Genomic DNA, 20,797 nt, shown 5'->3' on the forward strand with positions numbered 1-20,797 from the left:
GGAGCATTCTCGCGATAGGGATCGTTTCTTTTGTGGGCTGCTTCGTCACGATGTTCCACCTAATCGACTCGCAGAATGATAATAGTGAGCATTGCGGCCCTGGCACTGTGTACCGAGAATCAAGCCACTACAACGCTGCCACGAAGACCCCGGAGACGGATTGGTGGTGTGAAGTCAAGTGAGGATTGGCAGCATGTTCGCAGGCTACAGCGGCCTGGAGATGGGTGTGCGGCAGGTGCTGGACGCGAAGCCCGTGTGGTTTGCGGAAATTGACCCGGCCCCAGCCCGCATCCTCCAACATCACTACCCGCAGGTGCCGAACCTGGGGGACGTGACCCGCGTGGACTGGAGGAGCGTGCCATCGATTGACATCCTCACCGCTGGTTATCCGTGCCAACCGTTTTCGCAGGCAGGGTACAGGAAAGGAACTAATGACGAACGCCACCTCTGGCCCCACGTCTACGAGGCAATTAAGTCTCTTCGACCTCGACTCGCAGTGTTCGAGAACGTACGTGGACATCTCACACTCGGCCTTGACACTGTCCTCAAAGACCTTGCCGAAATCGGGTGGGATGCACAATGGACAACTCTACGAGCATCCGACGTCGGGGCGCCGCACCACCGCGAACGCCTATTCATTCTTGCCCACCCCCACAGCAAGCGACCACAAGCGGGCGGACTCACCAGCCGACCAGCGCCGCAAATCACCTGGGATAACGACCTGCACAGCACACTGGCCGGGCTTAGTCGCGCCGCCAACATCAACCACGAGATGAAACTGCGATGGGGAGATACCGCGCCCGCCATCCTCACCTGGGCCATGCTCACCGGCCGCGAACCACCGCCCATCGTCATCGACCACCCCGACCGGCAGCTGCACTCACGATTCCCGGAATCACGCGCAGCCACCAACCCAGAGTTCATTGAATGGATGATGGGCTTGCCCGCGGGGTGGGTGACCGAGGTACCAGGATTGACCCGCAATCAGCAGATAAAAGCTCTAGGCAACGGGGTGGTGCCACAATGTGCCGCCGCAGCCCTACGACAACTACTAGACAACTAGCCCCCGCATGGGACCTCAACAGTCCACCCGCGGGGGCCTTTCTTTACACAAAATAAATAGGAGCCTTATTTATGCCTGTTTACTACCAGCTCGATGAAGGCGCCAGGACCTGACCCCCAGATGGTGGACACCTTGAAACCAGCATCTCGCTGGGGAAGTGAGGTACCTTTCCACCATGCCACGCAAGACCTACACCGAGCAGTTCAAGCGCGACGCAGTCTCGTTGTACGAGTCGACCCCCGGAGCAACGCTCAACGCGATCGCCTCCGATCTCGGGGTCAACCGCAACTCCCTGCGCACCTGGCTCGACGCCTTCGGCACCGGCACCAAAACCAACGCCAACGGTGAAAAAGTCGCCAGCCCCATTGCCGCAGCCAACAGCGCACGCACGCCTGCTGAAGGACTCTCCGACGCCGAACGCATCCGCGTGCTGGAACGCGAAAACGCCAAGCTCCGGGAGGAACGAGAGATTCTCCGCAAGGCGGCCAAATATTTCGCGGAAGAGACGAACTGGTGAACCGCTTCCGGTTCGTTGATGACAACCGAGGCCTCTACGAGGTCAAGCGGTTATGTGAGGTTTTGAAGATCAACCGGTCCTCGTATTACAAATGGAAATCAGCTGCTCCTGCCCGCCGGCGACGCGTCCTTGACGACGCGGTGCTGGGAGCGAGGATCAAGGCCGTGTTCACGGCCGAGAACGGTTGTTACGGGGCGAAACGCGTGACGGCGGCCATCAATTCCGATCCAGCCAACGACGACCTTTTCAATCACAAGCGCACCGCCAGGTTGATGCGCCAGATGGGCCTGTTCGGCTACACCAAAAAACGCCGGGTGAAGACCACCGTGTCTGCGAAACGGGCTCCGAAGTTGCCCGACCTGCTGAAACGCCGGTTCACCGCGGAGAAACCGAACACCATCTACGTCGGCGATATCACGTACCTGCCGATCGCGGACGGGTCGAATATGTACCTGGCCACCGTCATCGACTGCTATTCGCGGCAGTTGACCGGTTTCGCGATCGCCGACCACATGCGCACGGAGTTGGTCGAAGAAGCTCTCACGATGGCCCACGGAGTCCGAGGCAACCTTGACGGGGCGATTTTTCACTCCGATCATGGCAGCGTCTATACCTCTGGGCAATACCGGAAGCTGTGTGAACGATTCGGTGTCACCCAGTCGATGGGAGCAATCGGGACGAGCGCGGACAACTCGTTGGCGGAGTCGTTCAACGCCACGCTGAAACGGGAAGTCCTCCAGGACGAGTCCGTTTTCCCAAGTCAGCTCGTATGTCGTCGGGACGTGTTCCGGTGGTGCACGCACTACAACACCAAGCGCTTGCACTCGTGGTGCGGCTATCGCTCGCCGAACGCCTTCGAAGCCGCCGGATCAGCTACACTTACTATCGCATCTTGATTAAATCCCCGTGTCCACTTTCCGGGGTTCGGGCCCCCACGCCACCTCGCCACGCCCATACGGGCGATGCCGGCATAGACCTCGCCCTCAATCATTTTCTTGCCGTGCCACCCGGTGGTCACAAGCTCGGATCAACCGGGGTGCATGTCGCCATCCCGCACGGCCATGTGGGCATGATTTTTGTGCGTTCCAGCACCGGAATTAAACGAAACCTTGTTCTATCCAATGGTACCGGCATCATCGACAGTGGATACCGCGGAGAACTACTAATCAGCCTCCACAACACCGGCCACAAACGCCAAAACATACGCCCCGGCGAATACATCGCCCAACTCGTCACCGTCCCCGCAAACACCGCCGGCGCCACACAAGTCGCCCAACTTGCGGACAGTGAACGCGGCAGCAACGGAATCGGGAGCAGCGACCATGGAACTGTTTAATGACCATTTTCAGAATTTTAAGCGCTATAACACTCCAAAAGCCCAGCTAATCCTAGCTGACATCCCCTACAACCTAGGCGCTAACGCTTACGGCTCTAGCCCGGCCTGGTACATAGGCGGCGACAACAAGAACGGTGAATCCGAATTGGCGGGCAAGCAATTCTTTGACACGGATAAAAGCTTCAAAGTGCCGGAATTCATGCATTTCGCGTCGAAGATGCTGCGCCCGGAACCGAAGAAAAAAGGCCAAGCGCCCTGCATGATTGTGTTCTGCTCATTCGAGCAGCAAGTACCCCTCATTGAGGAAGCAAAACGCTACGGATTCAAGAACTACATCAATCTTGTATTCCATAAGCCCAGCTCACCCCAGGTACTGAAAGCCAACATGCGGGTGGTAGGAAACGCGGAATACGCCTTAATCCTCTACCGCGACAAGCTACCGAAATTCAACAATCACGGCCACATGGTGATGAATGTGCAGCCCTGGGCTAAAGACGGAAAGCACATCCCCAAGGTGCACCCCACGCAGAAGCCCGTCGCCCTCATTGAACGCCTCATAGAGCTATTCACTGACCCCGGCGATGTGGTCATCGACCCATGCGCTGGCAGTGGCTCCACATTGGTGGCGGCGGAAAACCTAGGCCGTCGGGGATACGGGTTTGAGATCAAGAAAGATTTTTGCCGCCTTTTTGAAGAAAAAATGGCCCCCGCCGTAACCCCATCTTTGGATCTTTGGAGTGAAACCCCATGCTTAATGCCCTAATCGAAGCCCTCACCGCTTACGCCTACACCCCAGACGGTGGCGTGGCTGACCCTAATCACCCGATTTACGCCCTGATTTGGGTGCTGAAGCAGGTGACCATGTGACCACTCATCGGCAGCGTGAGACATGCGCGCCTACCTCGAATCCCGCGACATTCACTGCGCCCAACCGGATTTCCTGGACGCGCTTATACGCCTATTTGAATCCATAGAAAAGGAGGTGGAAAACGATGCCGAAAGATAGTCGTTTGTACGCGAATATCACGCATGATTTTTTCGAGTCGCCGAAGATTATGGTGCTGTCTCCGGAAGCGAAATTGGGGCTTTTGGAGATGATTTTATGGTCGTGCCGAATGCAGACCGATGGGGTCATTGACCGCCGTGTAGCAAGTGCTAAGCATTTGCTAGACGTGTGCCAGGAGTTGCTAGACAACGACCCCGATGCGCCGTCGCTTGTGGAGCTCGAAAATGGTGATTTTTTCATACATGACTTCGCTGAACACCAGACAACGCGGGCTGAAATTGAGGAAATTAGGGAGAAAAGGAGGGCTGCTGGGCGTGCTGGCGGCTTGGCTAAAAGTAGGGCGCACGCTGCGAAAAGTAGCAAACGTCTAGCAAGTGCTACAGCAAGTGCTAAGCACGGTGCTAAGCAAACGCCTAGCAAACCTCTAGCAAAACCCCTAGCAAAATGTAGCAAGAATAAGAATAAGAAGGGGGAGGGGGAACAGGCCGAAAATACCGCTAACGCGGCTGCCGAAAACGCACCATCGACCCCCCAGAATTTGGACGAGTTAGCGGCGGCTCACGCCGCACGCACTCGATGCCCGAAGCATGCTCACATCCCGCCGGGGGAGTGGGTCGATGAAGATTGCCGCGAATGCCAGAAACTCCGCGAGGGCGCCGAAGCCGACGAGGCCCGGGAGCGTGAGGCGGCGTTGCAGGCGCGCCGGGAATGCGACCTCTGTGACGCCAACGGCATGCGCTACAAGGACGGGAAAGCCTGGCGCTGCGACCACAAGCCCGAAACAAGCCCAAAAACCGGCCCAGCAGCCACACAGAGCGACAAACACGCCACCCATGGGCAATCACCCCAAAACAACACTCAAACCCGCCAGAGAAGAAAAGAGCCACCATTTTGAGCAGAAACAGAAACAGCGCAAAACAAGCAGGAGCACGCTTTGAACGACAAATCGCCGACTTTCTCCGCGACAACCTCGATGACCGCATAGACCGCCGAGTCAAAACCGGCGCTAAGGATTGCGGCGACATCGCCAACGTCCGCGACTCACACAACCGCCGAATCACCATCGAATGCAAGGACTACGGCGGCAAACTCAACCTCCCCCAATGGACCAAAGAAGCCCACCAAGAAGCCACCAACGACAACGCCCACGTAGGCATCGTCATAGCCAAACGACGCGGCACAACCGACCCCACACAGCAATGGGTCATCTGCACCCTCGACGACCTCACCCGACTCCTCCAACCCCCAAAGGACTAACCATGGCTAAACCATTCCCGTTCGACGACACGAACGAACCCGACGAAGAAGAATTAGAAAACAATTTCGACAGTCAAGAACGCTGGTACGAACAACTACACGACATCAAAAAGGACGACCAACTATGGGACAACTAAACCCCACCCGCCAAGAAATCATCGACGCGCACAACGCGCTAGAGGAGCTAAAGAACGCGGCATGGAATGCGGCAGAATACTGTAGCGACACAGTAGCGTGCGCGCTATGGGAGAAACGGATACTCGCCGCCCTACCACCCAAGCCACAACCCACAATGGCAGATGTGGAGTGGGACGACGATGAGCACCACCTGGCGGAAGCGGAAGATGAGCATGGAATCAGAATGATCATGGTTTCTGACGAGCTCGACTTCATTAGGTGCATGCAACCACCGAGCGCAGGGGGAATCGTGCTGGGAGTGCCTAAGAAAGACCTCACCCCGACTGGCCGCCGCTACGTACTCCAGGAGGGAGAATAATGCCCGACCCCATTTTGCACTCGAATGACCAGCACATCATCATCAGTGCCCTACGCCACTGCCGAGAAACGCAATCCTATTTCACCGCGAAAACTACCGAGTGGATCACGTCGAACTGGGATCTTCTCGACGAGCGCGCCCAAGCGCAGCTGGCCAGCGACGTAAGCGTAGACCTCCAGGCACGCGCAGAATTAACGCCGGAAGAAAAAGCCCAGTTCACCCGCGAACAACCAGAGTGGAACACCTACCTTAACTTCATCGAAAGGGAAAGGAATGACTGACCTCACCACCGACCACCTCCAACAACTACTAGACCAGGCCACACCAGGGACGTGGGACTACATACCAAGCCAAGAAGACGCCCACACCCACGACACGCAAACCTCAACCATGTGCATCAACATGGGCGACAGTAGCGAACACCCCAAAGGCACAAACGCAGACCTCGAACTCGCAACCGCAGCCCCACAACTCGCGGAAGAAGTCATACGGATGAGGCTGGAGCTCAGCTCCATGCGACATGCATGGGAACTCATATCCACCGATGCAATGCGCACCCCCGTAGAGCAGAACTTGGCCGACCACGCACTCGACCACATCGACTCAATCCTAGGAGAAGCCAATGACTGATACTGTTCGCAAAGCCGCTGATATTCTCTACCAGCGCTCAGGGGTGGAGGGACATGCCGCCCAGACAGCTTGCCAAGAGCACGCTCAAGCACTTCATGACGCAAACCTTCTAGCACCAGAGCTACCACTGCCAAGCGAAGGCGAAGATGGGGCCCTTGAATGGCATTTTGGGGACATCTGGGTAGAAGATGACGAAATGGCTGTCTATACCAACTTCACCTACACAGAATACGGTTGGCTTTCCCCAAAAATGGCCCGGAATATCGGCCTCGCCCTACTCGCAGCAGCAGAAGAAGCAGAAAAGGAAGAGTAATGAAAATGACCCCTAAGGAAGCGGAGCGCTGGCTCGAAGAATACCGATACACAGGCCGCGTGCCACAAACCCACGCCCGCCGCGCCCTACACACCATCGCCGACATGGACACCGAAGAAGTCACCGCCCAATTCCACCCACGCGGAAGCTGGAACGGCGATTTCAAAGACCCCCACTATTTCGACACCCCACCCGGCACCCTAATGCGCCGCCACACCACAGAATGGAGTGAAGCATGAAAACACTCGCAGACATGACCGAAGAAGAACGCGCCGAATGCGTCGGAAATTGGTGCGACTACACCGACCCAATACTAAAAACCGGGACGGAACAATGGATTATTGCTGGTACAGCAACCCCCACCCGCCTTAGAAAAGAAGAGCCACGCGTACCCTGCGTCCTACTCGTCAAGCCAGGACGGCATCACCCATTTCTCTGCAACGCCAAACTAGACGAAGTAGCCCCGCTCTACGACCTGCCTCGCGCCTGGGCACCAAACGGCCAGCCGCTAGCAGGGAAATGGGAATACGCCGAATACCTCGGCGACCACTACGGCATGACCGACGTGTACTACTTCGACGGAGACCCCACCCACCGCCAATGGAAAAGCAACTGGGAAGAGATAACGAAATGAGTGAGTTCAAGCAAAACTGGGACAGATTCAGCCGGGGCAGCAAAACCAACCTCACGATAATCGGTTTCATCTTCATCTGGAGTCTCGGCATCACCATCGCCAACCCAAGCGTGACCACTGTCCTGAACCTCCTCCTCTACGTATGCCTCGCCATCCTCATGTACCTCGGGATGGTGCTCGGCCTCCGACTGGACGAATGCCACACCTACATCCGCAACACAGGAATAGAACGCAAACTCGGCCACGATATCGCCAAAGCAGTAGAGGAACACGGCAGCGTCACCATCATCGGCCACCCATCCGCATATTTCATTGAAGCGCCCGCCGATAAGTGCCAAGACGAATAGGAACCCCATGGTAGACGAACACGAACTACGCCAACTCGCCCGCGAACTCGAACACCACTACCACCAACTCCAAACCCTCAAACACACAACCCCCAACCCACCCGAAATAAAAACCCGCAATAGTGTGAAAGGACTTGGCCCGAAGTCCCCCGGAAACTGGCTATGGATAGAACGCTACGTCACACTGGAACAACGACTAAGAGAAGTCACACTCAATGCCCTAGGAAAAGATGGCATCAACACCCACATCACAGGCCAAGACCTATCAGCCCCCCGACTATGCCGACTCATCGCATGGAATGCACACCAACTTACACAACTCGCTTGGGTAGAAGACCTCACACAAGAACTGCAAGACCAAGCCCGCCAAATCAACCGGTGGGTCAATCCACCACAAACACCCAGCGCACTCATCCGCCAAGCCCAATCATCCACCCAACTGCTAACCGCCGCGCATGCCGCAGCCGCAGCCACCGCAGCCACCGGCCACCGCATAGACCGCAAGCAGATTACCTACTGGGGTAAAGCCGGGTACATCACCGCGCACCGAGACAAGAAAGGGAAGAGCTGCTATCGACTCAATGACATCATCGACTACATAAAACAGGAAGCATCGACCGCATAGGAAAAGAAAACCGCAAAAATAGCAAATATTTTCCACACATATGCTATGCTTCGCATAGAGCGAAAACTAAACCCCCACTAAACGAACGTAAACCCTCAACATCATGTTGGGGGTATTCGTCGTTTTACAAGCCTTGTAGCCACCTCACCATCATGTACACCCTCCAAGTTGTGTACTGAGCGACAACCCGAGGCGCCGGCCACCAGCTCACGACTGGAACAAGGCACAAAACCCAGAAAGACACACCATGTGGCAAAACCCCTCAGGCGGCGCACCCCACAAACAACGCCAACAAGCCCTAAACCGCGACCAACACCAATGCGTAAAATGTGGCAACACCGAACATCTAGAAGTTGACCACATCATCAACATAGCCAACGGAGGAACACACAACCTCGATAATCTGCAAACACTCTGCAGGCCATGTCACAAGCAAAAAACACTTGGGGAAATGCGCGCCGGCCACCAGGGGAGAAAAACCCGCGCCCGGTATCCAGCAGAAACCCACCCCGGACTGATAAAAAAATAATAATCGAAAAAGAATTTCACAAAAGGGCAGGGGGATTACCCCTTCCCCCACCTACCGGACGCGCCGGAGGGCAATGTTGCTAAGGCTGTGCCTAACCGTGGAGATCCAGATAACTAAAAATTGATACATGAATGAAAGAACCGGCGATGGCGGCAACCATCCCGGCTCATGGCTGAAACTGTTAAGGAGTTTCAACGTGGATAATGTTACATACCCTTATGGCAGTTTTGCCCCGGGGTGCTGCTTGTGGTGCGGTTCGGCATTGCCGAAGCCTGTCCGCAGGAATAGAAGATGGTGTTCAGACTCATGTGGCAGTAAAGCGTCTGCTTTTCGTGTCAGGGGGATCGTTGGGTCAAGGTATCCTGCTGATAAGAAGCCAGTTCCTACTTGCTGTCGTGGTTGCGGCGTTGAGCTTGACCAGTCGGGGTGCCGTAATCCTCGTCGTTGGTGTTCCTCTGCGTGCCGGGTTGCGTTTTATCGCAGAAATAGTGAGAGCTACCGCGAGTCTAATGTGGCTAGCTATCAGCGTTCATTGCGACGTATGGAGGCTAGTAAGCCACCTAGGCCGCGTTGTAAGAATTGCGGCGCGTGGGGTTGCCCGCAAATCGTGGACACGTAGTGGAGCTACCTAGTGGTTAGGCAGCGATTTCTTTTCTGCTGGTGGTTAGGCTGGTGTGGTTTTCGAAATCGACGGGGCTGACCATCCCGAGAGCGGAGTGCCGGCGCCGACGGTTGTAGACTACTTCAATCCAGTAAGCCACAGCCTGACGCGCAGCATCGCGGGTTGGCCAGCGCTTCCGGTCGTAGAACTCGGTCTTAAGCGTCGACCAGAACGACTCAGCCATCGCATTATCGAAACACACCCCAGTACGCCCCACAGACTGAGCAACCCCTAGGTTGCGGCACACCTCCCAGAGCTGCTCGCTGGTAAATTGTGTTCCCCGGTCAGCGTGAAACACCAGCCCGTCAGGAACGTCACCACGCAGTGTATGTGCCATCCGCAGTGCTCGTTCGACCAGGAATGTATCTTGCACGCTATCCATAGCCCAGCCCAGCACCCTGCGGGAATGACCATCGCGAACTGCGCATAAGTACAACCAACCCTCGCCGGTTCGCAGGTAGGTAATGTCTGACATCCATACTCGATTGAGCTCGCCGGTATCAAACATGCGCTTTACCAGGTCAGGAAGACTCGACTTACGTTTAGATTGAATCGTTGTCACGGGCACAAAAGCACGCGGTGAAATCCCTTCAATGCCCATCAGACGCATCCGCTTAGCCACAGTCTTACGATTCACACTGATCTGGTAGCGATCGGCGAGTTCTGCGGTAATCCGCGGAGCACCATAGACCTCATCGGAGTCTTTCCAGATCTGATGAATCTTACGATCAACATCATCGTAAAAAGATGTCCGATCATCATTACCGGATAAGCGTTGCTGCTGCATATGGGCCCATTTGTAGTATCCAGACCGAGATACCTTCAACAAGCGCGCCATGCGCTTGATACTGAAATTCGCCTTCTCCTGCTGCATTAACTCGAACTTTTCTGATCGCGTTGCTTTGCGGCGAAGAAGGCTGTCGCTTTTGACAAAAACTCATTATCCATCTTGGCTTCTGCCAGCTCACGACGCAGACGAGCATTCTCCGCACGAAGATCAGCCTCGCTTAGCCCATCAGAGGATCCTCGGCGTTGACGCTCATTTTTTACCCACCGACCTAAAAGGCCAGGTGCGACACCAATTTCTTTCGCTACATGAGCAATTGGGCGCTGCGATTCGATTACTAGGTTCGCGGCTTCACGCCGGTACTCCGGCGTGTATTTCTGGCGTTGTTGACTCACAATGAACATCCTCTCCTACGGACACAAAATCCGCACTAATCGGGTGTCCACTAAACGAGGGTAACCTCACGCGGAAATGAGTAGGCGTAAGGCTAATGTGTTTTGCTCTAAGCCTGAGTGTCGTTCCGTGTCGCGCAAGGAATACGCGATGAGTCAACCACAGTGTTCTGTGGATGGTTGCTCGCGTCCTGTTACTGCTTACGGTTTGTGTGGTTCTCATTATTCGGCTCAATGGAGGAAGAAGAATCCCGATAAGGCTTCTGCGGTTCGAGGACGCTATCGCGCTCGCAAGCGGTCTGCGTTTGTTGAAGATGTGGAGCCGATAGCTGTGTTTGAGCGCGATAAATGGATTTGTGGAATCTGTGGGGAGCTAATCCCAAAGCGGGCTAAGTGGCCTGATATGCGTAGCGCGTCGGTTGACCATATCGTGCCGTTGTCGTGTGGCGGGAAACATGACATGCGGAACGTTCAGGCTTCGCATTTGGGGTGCAATAGCGTGAAGCAAAACCGGGGCAGTGGTGAGCAATTAGCGTTGATTTAAGGAGGTTGTGATGGCTGGTAAGGGAATGGTCGGTAAGCCTGCGGATAAGTTAGCGGGGCATGGCGCACGTAAGAAGCGTGAAGCACAGATGACTGTTCTGGTGTCTGACCCTGTTGCGCAGCCACCGTTGCCAGAGTCTCGCCCAGGTGGAGAGGATTGGCCAGAGCAGACTGTGCGGTGGTGGGAAATGTGGAAAGATGACCCGCTTTCATCAGAGTTCCGCGAGGTTGATTGGGCGGAATTGTTGGACTGCGCGTTGATACATGCTGAGGTGTGGTCTGGCAATGTGCGCATGGCTAATGAGCTCCGTTTGCGTACCCAGATGTTTGGCACGACGGCGGAGTCTCGTGCTCGGTTGCGTATTCAGTTCGCGGCAGCCGATGAAGCTGATGATAAGCGTGAGCGCCGTCGTTCAGGGCAGGCGGGAGAAGACACTAAGAAGCGTTATTCCAAGTTACGAGCGGTTGATTCTTAAATAGCTAAGGTGGTGGTCTGCTTTGCCGTGGAAGCCGGACTATCCAGGCGAATTTCCCACATTGGGGTGGGCGATGCTCGATTTTTACACGGACATGTTGGCGCAGCCGGATTGTGCAGACTATCGACCGTTGACGTTGACTAATGAGCAGGCAAAGTTTGTTCTTGATTTCTATCGCATAGATCCATTGACAGGGCGGCGGGTTTATCGTCGTGCTGTGTTTAGTCGTGCGAAGAAGTACGGCAAGTCTCCAATGATGGGCGCACTTGGCATCGGTGAGGCGCTTGGCCCAGTCGTTTTTGACGGGTGGGATGCTGATGGCAAGCCTGTAGGTAAACCATGGTCGGAAGTTCGTACCCCGTGGGTGCAGTTTGCGGCGGTAAATGAAGACCAGACACGAAACGCGTTTGATCCAGTCTTACAGATGATTCGCCAAGGGCCGATCATGGATTATTACTCGATTGACCCAATGGAGACGTTTGTGGCTTTACCACAAGGCCGCATTGAGTACATTACTGCCGCAGGTACGTCGAAAGAGGGGCAACGCCCAGTGTTCGCGGCGTTAGACCAGACTGAAAGCTGGTACCGCAATAATGGTGGGGTAAATTTGGCTGCCGTTATTCGCCGTAACTTGGCGGGTACTGGTGGTACATCAATTGAGACTCCTAATGCTTATCGCCCAGGTTCGGGGTCTGTGTCGGAGGCGTCGTTTGAATATGCCCAGTCCATTAAAGAAGGGACTGTGCGTGATGAGGGCCTTTTGATGGATCATCAAGAAGCCCCGCCGGATACGGATATGTCTGATGAAGAATCATTACGTGCTGGGCTTACGGTGGCTTATGGTGATTCTGCTAAAGACAATGGTGGTTGGGTAGATATTGACCGCATTATGGCGGATATTTACGACCCTGCTACTGATCCACAAGATGCGCGGCAATACTTCCTGAACCAGGTGACTCATGCCTCGGATTCGTATTTGTCGCAGGTTGATGTTCGTGCTGTGAAAGACGATTCGAAGCAGTTAGAGCCCGGCGACACGATTGTGCTGGGATTCGATGGTTCCGGTGGCCGCGTGCGCGGCAATCCTGATGCGACTGCCCTTGTGGCTGCACGCCCGTCTGATAGGCATATTTGCGAGATTAAGATTTGGGAAAAAGGCCCGGATGACCCGCAGGATTGGCAACCCAACCTGCTTGATGTCCAAGCCACGCTTGATGATTGTTTCCGCAAGTATCGCGTCGTCGGGTTCTACGCCGACCCGTCCGGGTGGCAGTCACAGGTTGCTGAATGGGAAGCGCGTTATCGCAAGTATTTGCGTGTTCGTGCGTCTCGTAATTCGCCTATTGCGGCGTGGCCACGTTCTAAAACGTCGTCGGTTTCGGAATGGGTTGAGAATTTCCGCCAGGCGATTGTCATGGAGGAAGTCAGTGTAGGCCCGTCGCCGCATCTTATTCGGCACCTGCTGAACGCCCGCCGGCGTGCTACGCGCTCGGGCTATTTGCTGTATAAGGCTTACCCGGACTCGCCGGACAAAATCGATGGCACTTATGCAGCAATGTTGGCATTTAGAGCGATGACAGAGGCCGTGTCGTTGGGTTATACGAAGAATAAAGACCGTACTGATAAAAGAAAGATTGGGGTGCTGTAAATGGCTGTGCTTTCCAAGTCGCACCATGAGTATCTTTCCACGCTGGATAACGTGCGCTTGTCGCGGTTATCGGCGAACAAGACTGCGGAGCAGTTTTACACTGGTGAGTACATCACCGGCACCCTGGACATTGCCGTTCCGCCGGAATTGTCCTCGAAGCTTAATGTGGCATCGGATTGGCCGGCTACGGTGGTTGATTCTTACGCGGAGCGCATGCGATTCCTTGGGTGGGCTGACCAGCGTAACCGCGGCGTTAGTGAGACTACGCAGCTTGCTGGAGTGTCATTGGCGGCGAAAGAATCTGTTCTTGATTCCCTTATTTTTGGCATCGGGTTCATTGCCTTGGAGCCAGACGATTCTGGCACGTGGGTGACCCAATCGGTGCCGCCGACTGAGGGCACGATTATTTGGGATAATCTCAACAATCGCCCGGTGGCCGGCATGAGGGTGAGAACCTTCATGGATGGTTCGCAACAGACGGTCATGTACCTGCCGGAAGGTGTGGCCTATGTGTCGGGCGCTTCGCGGCAGATAGATGATTTCGTGCCGCATACTTTGGGGATGCCGTCGATTGTGCGTATTCGCAACAGTGTGCGCTCACGCCGATGGTATGGCCGTTCGATGATTTCCCGCCCGGTGCGTTATTACACCGTTGCCGCGTGCCGCACCCTTGAGGGGATGGAGCTGAACCGTGAGTTCTATACGTACCCGCAGCGGTGGTTGAAGAACGGAACGATGGACATGTTCGTGGATTCGGATAATCCATCTCATTCGGAGAAAGTCATGGCCGGGTTTAAGGCCACGACTGGTTCTATGCTGACGTTGCCGCCGCCGGAGGAACCGGGAGAACCAGAGATGGAACTGCATCAATTTTCATCGTCGCCGCCAACGCCGTTTATTGAGCAGATACGAACGTATTCGCAGCTCATGTCGTCGGCTACTGGTATCCCGGTGGCGTATCTTGGTTTCTCCACAGAAAACCCGCCCAGTGCGGATGCTATTAGAGCGTGGCTCGACCGGCTCATTTTGGGTTGCCGTAATCAGCAAGACCTCATTAACCCGGATTTACGTCGGGTGGGGTGGATGGCAGCATGGCTGAATGGGAATCGTATCCCCTGGCAGGAGTTCACCACCAACGTGAAGGAACGTTGGGAAGACCCTGCTTCGCCAACATTATCGTCTGATGCTGATGCGATCATGAAGCTATCGCAGTTCATTGACCCAACCTCTGATTGGGCGCTTGACCGGCTACGCATTCCTGATGACCAACGTCCTAAGATTCGTCAGAATGCGCGAGCCGAAAAGCTCAACAAGTTAGTGGAGTCAAAGATGCAGCAGCAAACGGCATCACACAGCAATGATGACGAGCTCGCCAACGAGTTAGCCAATAAGCGGGGTGAAGCATAATGACCGCCCCGGTATTAGCGGGCGTGTCAGTTCTTTCTGGCAATAAGCTGGAATGGGACTTGATGCGCAACCAGCTCACGCAAGTCAACGCCATGGCAATGCGGGACTTAATCAGCATCGTCAACCGCGCCCAAGAAATGGACCCCTGGTCTGGTAAGGCATATCTGACAGACGCTTTCGAAGCTCTGGTAAACACCTATGGTGGTGTGGCCGGCGACCTCACTGCCACCTGGTGGGACGAGATTATGGCGGATGATATTTACTTCGCCCGCCCGGCTGACATGCCAACCTACGACCAGTTACGCACCGAAGTGGCATGGGGTACAGCGTTAAATGCGAATGGCCGGCGTGATGTCTTATCCCGCATGGCGCTTTTGACCCAGAAGCATATTTTTGGGGCGCACCGCGACACTGTGGACCTGAACGCGTTGAACACTAAGACAGGGTATGCGCGCATGGCCCAGCCCGATGCGTGTGCTTTTTGTCGAATGCTTGCTTCACGTGGAGCTGTCTACGGTTCCGAATCGGCGGCACTGTATGTCGGCGCGGCTACAGTGCGCAAGCACTATTCTGACGGGCATGACCGCGGCTACCGGCTCAAGCAGGGCCGGGTGCGTGGAGTCCAAGCCGCTGGCAGTAAGTATCACGACCATTGCCGCTGTGTGGCGGCGCCGATACCGAAGCATATCGACGCGAACACGCCGTCTTATATCGACAAGTTCGATGACGAGTACAGGAAGGCGATTAGTGCCCTAGACAAGATCAACCCTGATAAGCCGCATTCATTGTCTGAAGTTACGAAAATGATGCGCGAGCAGGGACACGGTAAATAGCCGGAAAGGCCGAGTTAGTAGCGCGGGAACGCCCCACGGTGGGGTGGTCGCGCTCATAAGTCATGTCCGAAAAGGAAAACAAAGGAGACCGCTATGACTGATGGCGTAAACCAGGAAGCAACCCAAGAGGAAGCAACCACCAACGAGGCCACAACGCCTTCTACCCCCAACGAAGACAATATCCCCGCGAACCCGTGGGAAGAAGCATTCCCCGGAAAATCCCCCGAAGACGTCCTTAAAGAGACCAACGAGTGGAAGCAACATTCCCGGGAGTGGGAAAAGCGCGCTAAGTCGTGGAAAAAGCAGGTGGATAACAATTCACCTAAAGAACAGGACTTCGACGAGCTCAATAGTCGCGTCGAACACACTGAATCGCGTCTTAGCGAAGCACAGGCCGAAAACGGCATGTTCCGTGACCTCATCGCCTTAGAAATTGAGTCGGGAAACCCGGTGCCAATTTCACAGCTGGCGGACTCAATCGCGTTCCGCAACGCGTACGATGCCCTGGACCGTGAAGCCGACGATTTTGCTGACAAGCTACAAGAAATTGTCGATAAGCGCGCCCCGAAGACGACTGCCGGCATTCAACGCCAGGTGGAAGTGGGGCAAGAAAAGTCCAGCGGCATTGATTTGTACCAACGCATGTTCAACAAAGAGAAGGAGAACTAGAACATGTCCCTTATCCTCGCAGACGAAAAGCTGGGCAACTTTAACCAGAAGTGGTTGGGTTCTGCCCACGCTACTAGCGAAGCGCAGACTGTCACCTTGAAGGTGGAAGCATTCAGCGCATTCGGCGACACCATCCCATCTGGTGTGCCGCTTAAGAAGAACGAAAAGGGCACCTACGAGCCCGTTACCGACGCCGGTGACACCCTTGCTGGGTTCCTTTTCACTGACCAGCCCGCCCGCGGTGAGTTCCAGGTCGCGCCGATGCTGTGGCATGGCCGTATCCGGCCTAAGCACCTGCCAGAAAAGGCATTCGACATCACCACGCTAACCAACGTTCCGCCTCTGCTGTCTTTCCCCACTAAGCCGGCAGCAGAAGAAGGTGTAACTGAAGACTCGGAGGTTTAACCCATGGCGCTTTACAATGATTTGATTTCTGCCTCTGAACTTACGGTGTTCGCCCGCCGTACCCAGCAGGACATCAACGCGAACAACCTATCGTTGTCGCAGTACTTCCCGGACACTCTGACCGACTCTGACGTGGCTAAGTACACCATCGCCGATGGTGGCTTGGTTCCTGCCGCAGAGTACCGCTCCTACGACGCTGAATCGTCTATCGGCGGTGTTCGCGGTGGCCGACAGGTAGCTATCCAGCTGCCGCCGGTATCGCAGAAGAACCGTGTTGGCGAGCTCGACCAGATTCGTTCCCGTGCAGGCAATGAGCAGGCCGAACTGAAGATTGGACAGGTCGCCTCTGACACCACCGCCGCGGTACTCAACCGCATCGAAGCAATTCGCGGTACTGTCCTTGAAACCGGTCGTGTCACCATCAACGAGAACGGCTTCTACGCTGATGAAGACCTTGGCCGCAAGAAGGACATGACCACCAAGGCCGCCAACCAGTGGGACACCGACGAGGGCACCCCACTGGATGACCTCATTGCTTGGGCTGAAAAGTACCAGGACGAAAACGGTGTTCTGCCGGGCTCTATCCTTGCTTCCAACAAGGTTATTTCCGCATTCCAGCGCAGCAAGCAGGTAGGCGATGCTATTGGCGGCAACGCCACCCGAAACGTCGTATCCATCGATGAGCTCAATGCTCTGCTTGGTTCCTATGACCTGCCGACGTTCACCCGATTCACTCGCCGGGTAAACATTGGCGGCAAGATGCAAAATGTGCTGTCCCCGGACAAGGTATTCTTGCTGCCAGCCGCAGGCACCAACGAGCTCGGCCAGACCGTGTACGGCACCACCGCTGAGGCAAACGCCCCAGAGTATGGCATTGCTACCGGCGCCGCCCCAGGTCTTGTGGCCGGCGTAAATATCGAGTTCGACCCGTATGCATACTGGGTGCGCGTCAATGGTATTTCTCTGCCGGTGATGACGAACCCGAACGCTTCGATGGTTGCGCAGGTGCTTAACTTTGCAGGTTAAAAACACACTCACTGGAACAGTGCTAGTTCACACCCCAGCAGGGCCAGTATTCCTCCAAGCAGGCGATACTGTCCCTGATGGGGCCACGATTGATGACGCGCTGGTAGACGCAGGAAAGGGTGGCAAGAATGCCGCAACTAGCGGAACTAAGCGACGTGCAAAGGCTGCTTCCCAACCAGCCAATTCCGGAAAGTGACACTGATTTCGTTGCCGCGCTAATCGAAGAATCCGGCGACCTAATCAGTGCGTACTGCCGAACGGCATTTGACGACCACATACCGGAAAAGATTCGCCGCGTAGCCGCCCGCATGGTGGCTAGGGCGTATAAGGAACAACTCGATGGGATGCAGGTTCCAGAGGGGGCCTCGAACGCGTCCTTTACGGCTGGGCCTTTTTCACGTTCTATGGGCTTCGAAACCGGTTCCACCACCTCCGGTGTGTGGCTATCGGCCAATGACAAGCAGCGCCTACGCGGCTACCGAGCTCGCGTTTTTACGGTGTTCCCGTACTAGAAAAAGGGGGAGGACCACGAACATGTTTCCTTTAGCACAAAAGGTAGACATACTCGTTCGGGGTGAGCCTGAAACAGACCGCTTCGGCAATGAGCGTCCTGGTAAGGGTGTGTGGCGTTCGGTGTCTGTGGCGTCATGGTGGGTAGACCGCACGGATGAAAAATCCGGCGATTCAATTCTGCGCACCATTGATTATCTGCATGTGCATTTCCGACCTGAGGATGCACCGAAACCTGATTCTGTGATTCGTCTACCGGATGGGTCACAGTGGCAGGTACAGGGAAACGTTGAGGACTATAACCACGGCTGGCACGGCTGGGCGCCGGGCCTAGTGGTGGTCAATGCAAAGAAGGTAGAGGGATGATCCAGGTTAATATCCGCGATGAGCATGGGGCGATTAAGCCGTTGGATTTTGACACGAACGCTGTTGAGGTCATGGACGGGGCGCTGATTGTGTATTCAATGGATGCTCGTGATTTCCTCGCTGGTTTTGCTGCGGGCCAGTGGTTGACGTTTCAGAAGATGTGATGCGCGATGACTGTTCGTTTTAAATGGTCATCGGGCGCATTCAACAAGATTCGTCAAGACCCAGCATTACGCGGTGAGATTGACGATTTAGCATCCGGTATCGCCACTCGTGCGGGCCGTGGCTTCGGGTGGAAAGCAGAAGTTCGCGGCGGCAAGCGCGGCAGTCGTTACCGCGCCATCGTCTTTACGGATACGCCTCGCGCCATGGTTGTCAATGCCCGGAATAATACGTTGTTGAAAGCACTTAAGGGGTAAATAGCATTGTTTGTTACTCCTGTTGAGATTCTTCAGTCGGCACTGCGGGAGAGTCTTGATGCTCCGATTTATACGAAAGTGCCGATGCGCCCGCCTGGACTATTCGTGAGGTTGGATGTCACCTCTAATGAGATGACCACCCCAAACTCGCAGGATACGACCATTGCGGTGCAGGTGTACGGGGCGAATCAGGAAGAAGTCATCAACCTGCTTGGTGCTTTGCGGTTCGTCCTTGCTGATGAAATTTATGCCCGTAACCCAAAGATTCTGTGGTGGCAGGAAGTATCGGGGCCGATGGAATTTCCAGACCCCGATACGGATAATCATCATCGTTGGCAGCTTACGGGCACAATGACCACGACCCTCACCTAAGCCAGGTGCAGGGTCTTTTCTTTTGAGTTAGGAGACTCACATGGCTGATTTGCGTAATCGTCGCAATGTTCTCGTTGGCGCTCCAGATGTGCAGGCCGCTGGTGGTATCACCATTGGCCCGGCATTGAAGACGTCGGATAACTTCCCAACTGATGCGTCTAAGGAGCTGGATTCTTCCCTAGAGCATGTTGCTGCTGGCTACGTGTCCGAAGACGGCGTGACTAAGACCGTTGACCGTTCGACCGAGAAGATTAAGGACTGGAACGGTGACACGATTCTTATCACCCAGTCTGACCACTCGGTGACTTTGCAGCTGACTTTCATGGAGGGCGCTAATGGTGAAGTGCTCAAGATGATTGCAGGTGAGAACAACGTCACTGTTTCCGGCGACACTGTCAGCGTGGTTGATAATGCGGACGAGCTTCCGCACCGTTCCATTGCGTTCTACATCAAGGGCGGCAATGGTGCCCGCATTTTGGTGTTTGCCCCGGATGCGCAGGTCACTGAGGTTGGCGATGTGTCTTACGTGCGTTCTGACGTGGTGAAGTACCAAGCCACGTTGGAGTGCTTCGGTGTGGATAACAAGAAGCTCATTTCGTTGATTAAGCGCGCTGATGATGATGGTGTCGCGGTCGCCGGCGGCGCTGAGGAAACCAGCGACGGGCGCGGTGAAGAGGATTCTCCTCGCGAGGGCGACACCGAAGAGAGCTAGTAGTACGACGGCCCTGGGGACTTTTTCATAGTGGTTCACCCCAGGGCCACCCAACGAACCACTATGCAGTTGTTACACGAACACAATTCGAGAAAGGGAAACCACTATGGCACTCGAGAAATTCCATTTTGAAGCAGCAGACGGAACCACCATCGACGTCCACTACATGCTGGACAAGTTGTCTTATAAGAAGATGCGCAAGATTCGCAAGGACTTCGACGGGGACGGCGAAGCCCAGGGCGACGCACTCCTCGAAGCAGCCCTGAACAAGGACGAACTCGAAAAGGTTGAGAACCTGTCGATGCGTGACTTCAACGCGTTTATGAGTGGATGGTCTGAATCCTCCGAGGATGTGGATTTGGGGGAATCTTCGAAGTAGTCCAACTCCTTGAGGACGAGGACACGCTCGCAGCCCTAGAAGCTGACCTTATTCGCATGGGGCTGCGACTGCGGTGGATTGGTGACGGCACTGACCGTATGTCGTGGCGTGACCTTATTGCGCTGGTGCATCATCCGCTTCCTGATTCGTCACTGTCTATCCAGGTGACAGGCGGGGATAGCCAGTGGGGCTTGCAGGAACACTTGCAGGCCCTAATTTTTGATGCTGTACAGGGCATCATTTGGCAAAACGGCGGCGGCAAGGGCGCCAAGCCGAAACCATTCCCACGCCCCGAGGACACGACCACCGCACCTCCGCATAGCCCAGAGGTGGCAGAGGGGCCGCAAGGCAACCCATTTTCAGACGATGAATCCGGCGTATTCCGCGGTGAGCCCACCCCGCTGAACGAATTAAACGAGTGGCTGGGGTGGACATAGAC

Annotated in this window: 33 protein-coding genes; 32 read left to right on the forward strand and 1 reads right to left on the reverse strand. The window is 55.2% G+C overall.

Features of this window, described 5'->3' with window-relative positions:
- Positions 1–193 precede the first annotated feature (193 nt).
- The 16 genes from ACLI1Q_RS03690 to ACLI1Q_RS03765 all read left to right on the forward strand — a co-directional run bounded on the left by ACLI1Q_RS03690 (position 194) and on the right by ACLI1Q_RS03765 (position 8,753).
- Entirely contained in the window at positions 194–1,063 is an 870-nt protein-coding gene (locus tag ACLI1Q_RS03690; RefSeq protein WP_349883506.1) for a DNA cytosine methyltransferase, read from the forward strand.
- Between the two features lie 175 nt (positions 1,064–1,238).
- A protein-coding gene (locus ACLI1Q_RS03695; RefSeq protein ID WP_284853453.1) for an IS3 family transposase occupies positions 1,239–2,476 on the forward strand; the annotation gives its coding sequence in 2 pieces (ribosomal slippage) (positions 1,239–1,566 and positions 1,566–2,476; 1,239 coding nt in all).
- Entirely contained in the window at positions 2,473–2,916 is a 444-nt protein-coding gene (gene dut, locus ACLI1Q_RS03700) for a dUTP diphosphatase (RefSeq protein WP_411697085.1), read from the forward strand. The genes ACLI1Q_RS03695 and dut overlap by 4 nt, the downstream gene beginning before the upstream one ends.
- Positions 2,903–3,679 carry a DNA-methyltransferase gene (locus ACLI1Q_RS03705; protein ID WP_284624393.1) on the forward strand — a complete coding sequence of 259 codons (777 nt, stop codon included), beginning with the start codon at positions 2,903–2,905 and terminating at the stop codon, positions 3,677–3,679. The genes dut and ACLI1Q_RS03705 overlap by 14 nt, the downstream gene beginning before the upstream one ends.
- A 229-nt stretch (positions 3,680–3,908) precedes the next feature.
- Entirely contained in the window at positions 3,909–4,817 is a 909-nt protein-coding gene (locus ACLI1Q_RS03710; RefSeq protein ID WP_411697086.1) for a hypothetical protein, read from the forward strand.
- The gene (locus ACLI1Q_RS03715) at positions 4,814–5,179 is read left to right on the forward strand and encodes a hypothetical protein (RefSeq protein ID WP_411697087.1); all 366 of its coding nucleotides are present in this window, start codon (positions 4,814–4,816) and stop codon (positions 5,177–5,179) included. The genes ACLI1Q_RS03710 and ACLI1Q_RS03715 overlap by 4 nt, the downstream gene beginning before the upstream one ends.
- Positions 5,180–5,181: 2 nt before the next feature.
- The gene (locus tag ACLI1Q_RS03720) at positions 5,182–5,316 is read left to right on the forward strand and encodes a hypothetical protein (RefSeq protein WP_411697088.1); all 135 of its coding nucleotides are present in this window, start codon (positions 5,182–5,184) and stop codon (positions 5,314–5,316) included.
- On the forward strand, positions 5,304–5,675 hold the full coding sequence (locus tag ACLI1Q_RS03725; RefSeq protein ID WP_349883514.1) for a hypothetical protein: 372 nt from the start codon (positions 5,304–5,306) through the stop codon (positions 5,673–5,675). The genes ACLI1Q_RS03720 and ACLI1Q_RS03725 overlap by 13 nt, the downstream gene beginning before the upstream one ends.
- On the forward strand, positions 5,675–5,956 hold the full coding sequence (locus tag ACLI1Q_RS03730; protein ID WP_349883515.1) for a hypothetical protein: 282 nt from the start codon (positions 5,675–5,677) through the stop codon (positions 5,954–5,956). The genes ACLI1Q_RS03725 and ACLI1Q_RS03730 overlap by 1 nt, the downstream gene beginning before the upstream one ends.
- Positions 5,949–6,305: a hypothetical protein gene (locus tag ACLI1Q_RS03735; RefSeq protein ID WP_349883516.1), complete on the forward strand. Its 357-nt coding sequence runs from the start codon at positions 5,949–5,951 to the stop codon at positions 6,303–6,305. The genes ACLI1Q_RS03730 and ACLI1Q_RS03735 overlap by 8 nt, the downstream gene beginning before the upstream one ends.
- The gene (locus ACLI1Q_RS03740) at positions 6,298–6,618 is read left to right on the forward strand and encodes a hypothetical protein (protein ID WP_349838022.1); all 321 of its coding nucleotides are present in this window, start codon (positions 6,298–6,300) and stop codon (positions 6,616–6,618) included. The genes ACLI1Q_RS03735 and ACLI1Q_RS03740 overlap by 8 nt, the downstream gene beginning before the upstream one ends.
- A complete protein-coding gene (locus ACLI1Q_RS03745) occupies positions 6,618–6,857 on the forward strand; it encodes a hypothetical protein (RefSeq protein WP_349883517.1) in 240 nt (79 codons plus the stop codon). Before ACLI1Q_RS03740 ends, ACLI1Q_RS03745 begins: the two co-directional genes overlap by 1 nt.
- A gap of 14 nt (positions 6,858–6,871) precedes the next feature.
- Positions 6,872–7,252: a hypothetical protein gene (locus ACLI1Q_RS03750; protein WP_349889203.1), complete on the forward strand. Its 381-nt coding sequence runs from the start codon at positions 6,872–6,874 to the stop codon at positions 7,250–7,252.
- Complete coding sequence (locus tag ACLI1Q_RS03755) at positions 7,249–7,599, forward strand: hypothetical protein (RefSeq protein ID WP_349883519.1); 351 nt, start codon at positions 7,249–7,251, stop codon at positions 7,597–7,599. The genes ACLI1Q_RS03750 and ACLI1Q_RS03755 overlap by 4 nt, the downstream gene beginning before the upstream one ends.
- Positions 7,600–7,606: 7 nt before the next feature.
- Complete coding sequence (locus ACLI1Q_RS03760; protein WP_349883520.1) at positions 7,607–8,224, forward strand: hypothetical protein; 618 nt, start codon at positions 7,607–7,609, stop codon at positions 8,222–8,224.
- A 247-nt stretch (positions 8,225–8,471) separates the two neighbouring features.
- Complete coding sequence (locus ACLI1Q_RS03765) at positions 8,472–8,753, forward strand: HNH endonuclease (protein WP_349883521.1); 282 nt, start codon at positions 8,472–8,474, stop codon at positions 8,751–8,753.
- 635 nt (positions 8,754–9,388) lie between these two features.
- On the opposite strand, the gene ACLI1Q_RS03770 is transcribed toward ACLI1Q_RS03765, so the two are convergent.
- A protein-coding gene (locus ACLI1Q_RS03770; RefSeq protein WP_411697013.1) for an IS3 family transposase occupies positions 9,389–10,605 on the reverse strand; the annotation gives its coding sequence in 2 pieces (ribosomal slippage) (positions 9,389–10,344 and positions 10,344–10,605; 1,218 coding nt in all).
- Between the two features lie 139 nt (positions 10,606–10,744).
- Between ACLI1Q_RS03770 and ACLI1Q_RS03775 the strand changes: the two genes are divergently transcribed.
- The 16 genes from ACLI1Q_RS03775 to ACLI1Q_RS03850 all read left to right on the forward strand — a co-directional run bounded on the left by ACLI1Q_RS03775 (position 10,745) and on the right by ACLI1Q_RS03850 (position 20,795).
- Complete coding sequence (locus ACLI1Q_RS03775) at positions 10,745–11,137, forward strand: HNH endonuclease (protein ID WP_349883522.1); 393 nt, start codon at positions 10,745–10,747, stop codon at positions 11,135–11,137.
- A 10-nt stretch (positions 11,138–11,147) separates the two neighbouring features.
- On the forward strand, positions 11,148–11,612 hold the full coding sequence (locus ACLI1Q_RS03780) for a hypothetical protein (protein ID WP_023030992.1): 465 nt from the start codon (positions 11,148–11,150) through the stop codon (positions 11,610–11,612).
- Between the two features lie 22 nt (positions 11,613–11,634).
- The gene (locus tag ACLI1Q_RS03785; RefSeq protein WP_034658377.1) at positions 11,635–13,260 is read left to right on the forward strand and encodes a hypothetical protein; all 1,626 of its coding nucleotides are present in this window, start codon (positions 11,635–11,637) and stop codon (positions 13,258–13,260) included.
- Entirely contained in the window at positions 13,261–14,667 is a 1,407-nt protein-coding gene (locus ACLI1Q_RS03790) for a phage portal protein (RefSeq protein ID WP_411697089.1), read from the forward strand. It abuts the gene before it with no gap.
- Positions 14,667–15,500, forward strand: a complete 834-nt coding sequence (locus ACLI1Q_RS03795) for a hypothetical protein (protein ID WP_349883524.1) — start codon at positions 14,667–14,669, stop codon at positions 15,498–15,500. Before ACLI1Q_RS03790 ends, ACLI1Q_RS03795 begins: the two co-directional genes overlap by 1 nt.
- A 93-nt stretch (positions 15,501–15,593) precedes the next feature.
- Positions 15,594–16,169 carry a hypothetical protein gene (locus tag ACLI1Q_RS03800; protein WP_349883525.1) on the forward strand — a complete coding sequence of 192 codons (576 nt, stop codon included), beginning with the start codon at positions 15,594–15,596 and terminating at the stop codon, positions 16,167–16,169.
- Positions 16,170–16,172: 3 nt separating this feature from the next.
- A complete protein-coding gene (locus tag ACLI1Q_RS03805; RefSeq protein ID WP_023030997.1) occupies positions 16,173–16,574 on the forward strand; it encodes a hypothetical protein in 402 nt (133 codons plus the stop codon).
- A gap of 3 nt (positions 16,575–16,577) precedes the next feature.
- A complete protein-coding gene (locus ACLI1Q_RS03810; protein WP_349883526.1) occupies positions 16,578–17,600 on the forward strand; it encodes a major capsid protein in 1,023 nt (340 codons plus the stop codon).
- Positions 17,601–17,728: 128 nt separating this feature from the next.
- Positions 17,729–18,112, forward strand: coding sequence for a hypothetical protein (locus ACLI1Q_RS03815; RefSeq protein WP_349883527.1), 384 nt, complete (start codon positions 17,729–17,731; stop codon positions 18,110–18,112).
- Positions 18,113–18,134: 22 nt separating this feature from the next.
- Positions 18,135–18,476 carry a hypothetical protein gene (locus ACLI1Q_RS03820; RefSeq protein WP_411697090.1) on the forward strand — a complete coding sequence of 114 codons (342 nt, stop codon included), beginning with the start codon at positions 18,135–18,137 and terminating at the stop codon, positions 18,474–18,476.
- Entirely contained in the window at positions 18,473–18,640 is a 168-nt protein-coding gene (locus ACLI1Q_RS03825) for a hypothetical protein (protein WP_023031001.1), read from the forward strand. Before ACLI1Q_RS03820 ends, ACLI1Q_RS03825 begins: the two co-directional genes overlap by 4 nt.
- A gap of 6 nt (positions 18,641–18,646) precedes the next feature.
- A complete protein-coding gene (locus ACLI1Q_RS03830; protein ID WP_284612666.1) occupies positions 18,647–18,895 on the forward strand; it encodes a hypothetical protein in 249 nt (82 codons plus the stop codon).
- Between the two features lie 132 nt (positions 18,896–19,027).
- The gene (locus tag ACLI1Q_RS03835; RefSeq protein WP_411697091.1) at positions 19,028–19,267 is read left to right on the forward strand and encodes a hypothetical protein; all 240 of its coding nucleotides are present in this window, start codon (positions 19,028–19,030) and stop codon (positions 19,265–19,267) included.
- A gap of 40 nt (positions 19,268–19,307) precedes the next feature.
- Positions 19,308–19,979: a hypothetical protein gene (locus ACLI1Q_RS03840; RefSeq protein WP_349883530.1), complete on the forward strand. Its 672-nt coding sequence runs from the start codon at positions 19,308–19,310 to the stop codon at positions 19,977–19,979.
- Between the two features lie 106 nt (positions 19,980–20,085).
- Positions 20,086–20,358 (forward strand): hypothetical protein, encoded by a 273-nt coding sequence (locus ACLI1Q_RS03845; RefSeq protein ID WP_349883531.1) that lies wholly within the window; start codon positions 20,086–20,088, stop codon positions 20,356–20,358.
- 56 nt (positions 20,359–20,414) lie between these two features.
- On the forward strand, positions 20,415–20,795 hold the full coding sequence (locus tag ACLI1Q_RS03850) for a hypothetical protein (protein WP_349883532.1): 381 nt from the start codon (positions 20,415–20,417) through the stop codon (positions 20,793–20,795).
- Positions 20,796–20,797 lie beyond the last annotated feature (2 nt).

The organism is Corynebacterium limaceinasi (genome assembly GCF_046717465.1).
Classification (GTDB): Bacteria; Actinomycetota; Actinomycetes; order Mycobacteriales; family Mycobacteriaceae; genus Corynebacterium.

Bases quoted from the DNA above. Each gene is read 5' to 3' on its own strand.
- ACLI1Q_RS03690 (WP_349883506.1), top strand. From the start codon at position 194: ATGTTCGCAGGCTACAGCGGCCTGGAGATGGGTGTGCGGCAGGTGCTG.
- ACLI1Q_RS03705 (WP_284624393.1), top strand. From the start codon at position 2,903: ATGGAACTGTTTAATGACCATTTTCAGAATTTTAAGCGCTATAACACT.
- ACLI1Q_RS03710 (WP_411697086.1), top strand. From the start codon at position 3,909: ATGCCGAAAGATAGTCGTTTGTACGCGAATATCACGCATGATTTTTTC.
- ACLI1Q_RS03720 (WP_411697088.1), top strand. From the start codon at position 5,182: ATGGCTAAACCATTCCCGTTCGACGACACGAACGAACCCGACGAAGAA.
- ACLI1Q_RS03725 (WP_349883514.1), top strand. From the start codon at position 5,304: ATGGGACAACTAAACCCCACCCGCCAAGAAATCATCGACGCGCACAAC.
- ACLI1Q_RS03730 (WP_349883515.1), top strand. From the start codon at position 5,675: ATGCCCGACCCCATTTTGCACTCGAATGACCAGCACATCATCATCAGT.
- ACLI1Q_RS03735 (WP_349883516.1), top strand. From the start codon at position 5,949: ATGACTGACCTCACCACCGACCACCTCCAACAACTACTAGACCAGGCC.
- ACLI1Q_RS03740 (WP_349838022.1), top strand. From the start codon at position 6,298: ATGACTGATACTGTTCGCAAAGCCGCTGATATTCTCTACCAGCGCTCA.
- ACLI1Q_RS03745 (WP_349883517.1), top strand. From the start codon at position 6,618: ATGAAAATGACCCCTAAGGAAGCGGAGCGCTGGCTCGAAGAATACCGA.
- ACLI1Q_RS03750 (WP_349889203.1), top strand. From the start codon at position 6,872: ATGACCGAAGAAGAACGCGCCGAATGCGTCGGAAATTGGTGCGACTAC.
- ACLI1Q_RS03755 (WP_349883519.1), top strand. From the start codon at position 7,249: ATGAGTGAGTTCAAGCAAAACTGGGACAGATTCAGCCGGGGCAGCAAA.
- ACLI1Q_RS03760 (WP_349883520.1), top strand. From the start codon at position 7,607: ATGGTAGACGAACACGAACTACGCCAACTCGCCCGCGAACTCGAACAC.
- ACLI1Q_RS03765 (WP_349883521.1), top strand. From the start codon at position 8,472: ATGTGGCAAAACCCCTCAGGCGGCGCACCCCACAAACAACGCCAACAA.
- ACLI1Q_RS03775 (WP_349883522.1), top strand. From the start codon at position 10,745: ATGAGTCAACCACAGTGTTCTGTGGATGGTTGCTCGCGTCCTGTTACT.
- ACLI1Q_RS03780 (WP_023030992.1), top strand. From the start codon at position 11,148: ATGGCTGGTAAGGGAATGGTCGGTAAGCCTGCGGATAAGTTAGCGGGG.
- ACLI1Q_RS03790 (WP_411697089.1), top strand. From the start codon at position 13,261: ATGGCTGTGCTTTCCAAGTCGCACCATGAGTATCTTTCCACGCTGGAT.
- ACLI1Q_RS03795 (WP_349883524.1), top strand. From the start codon at position 14,667: ATGACCGCCCCGGTATTAGCGGGCGTGTCAGTTCTTTCTGGCAATAAG.
- ACLI1Q_RS03800 (WP_349883525.1), top strand. From the start codon at position 15,594: ATGACTGATGGCGTAAACCAGGAAGCAACCCAAGAGGAAGCAACCACC.
- ACLI1Q_RS03805 (WP_023030997.1), top strand. From the start codon at position 16,173: ATGTCCCTTATCCTCGCAGACGAAAAGCTGGGCAACTTTAACCAGAAG.
- ACLI1Q_RS03810 (WP_349883526.1), top strand. From the start codon at position 16,578: ATGGCGCTTTACAATGATTTGATTTCTGCCTCTGAACTTACGGTGTTC.
- ACLI1Q_RS03815 (WP_349883527.1), top strand. From the start codon at position 17,729: ATGCCGCAACTAGCGGAACTAAGCGACGTGCAAAGGCTGCTTCCCAAC.
- ACLI1Q_RS03820 (WP_411697090.1), top strand. From the start codon at position 18,135: ATGTTTCCTTTAGCACAAAAGGTAGACATACTCGTTCGGGGTGAGCCT.
- ACLI1Q_RS03825 (WP_023031001.1), top strand. From the start codon at position 18,473: ATGATCCAGGTTAATATCCGCGATGAGCATGGGGCGATTAAGCCGTTG.
- ACLI1Q_RS03830 (WP_284612666.1), top strand. From the start codon at position 18,647: ATGACTGTTCGTTTTAAATGGTCATCGGGCGCATTCAACAAGATTCGT.
- ACLI1Q_RS03835 (WP_411697091.1), top strand. From the start codon at position 19,028: ATGACCACCCCAAACTCGCAGGATACGACCATTGCGGTGCAGGTGTAC.
- ACLI1Q_RS03840 (WP_349883530.1), top strand. From the start codon at position 19,308: ATGGCTGATTTGCGTAATCGTCGCAATGTTCTCGTTGGCGCTCCAGAT.
- ACLI1Q_RS03845 (WP_349883531.1), top strand. From the start codon at position 20,086: ATGGCACTCGAGAAATTCCATTTTGAAGCAGCAGACGGAACCACCATC.
- ACLI1Q_RS03850 (WP_349883532.1), top strand. From the start codon at position 20,415: ATGGGGCTGCGACTGCGGTGGATTGGTGACGGCACTGACCGTATGTCG.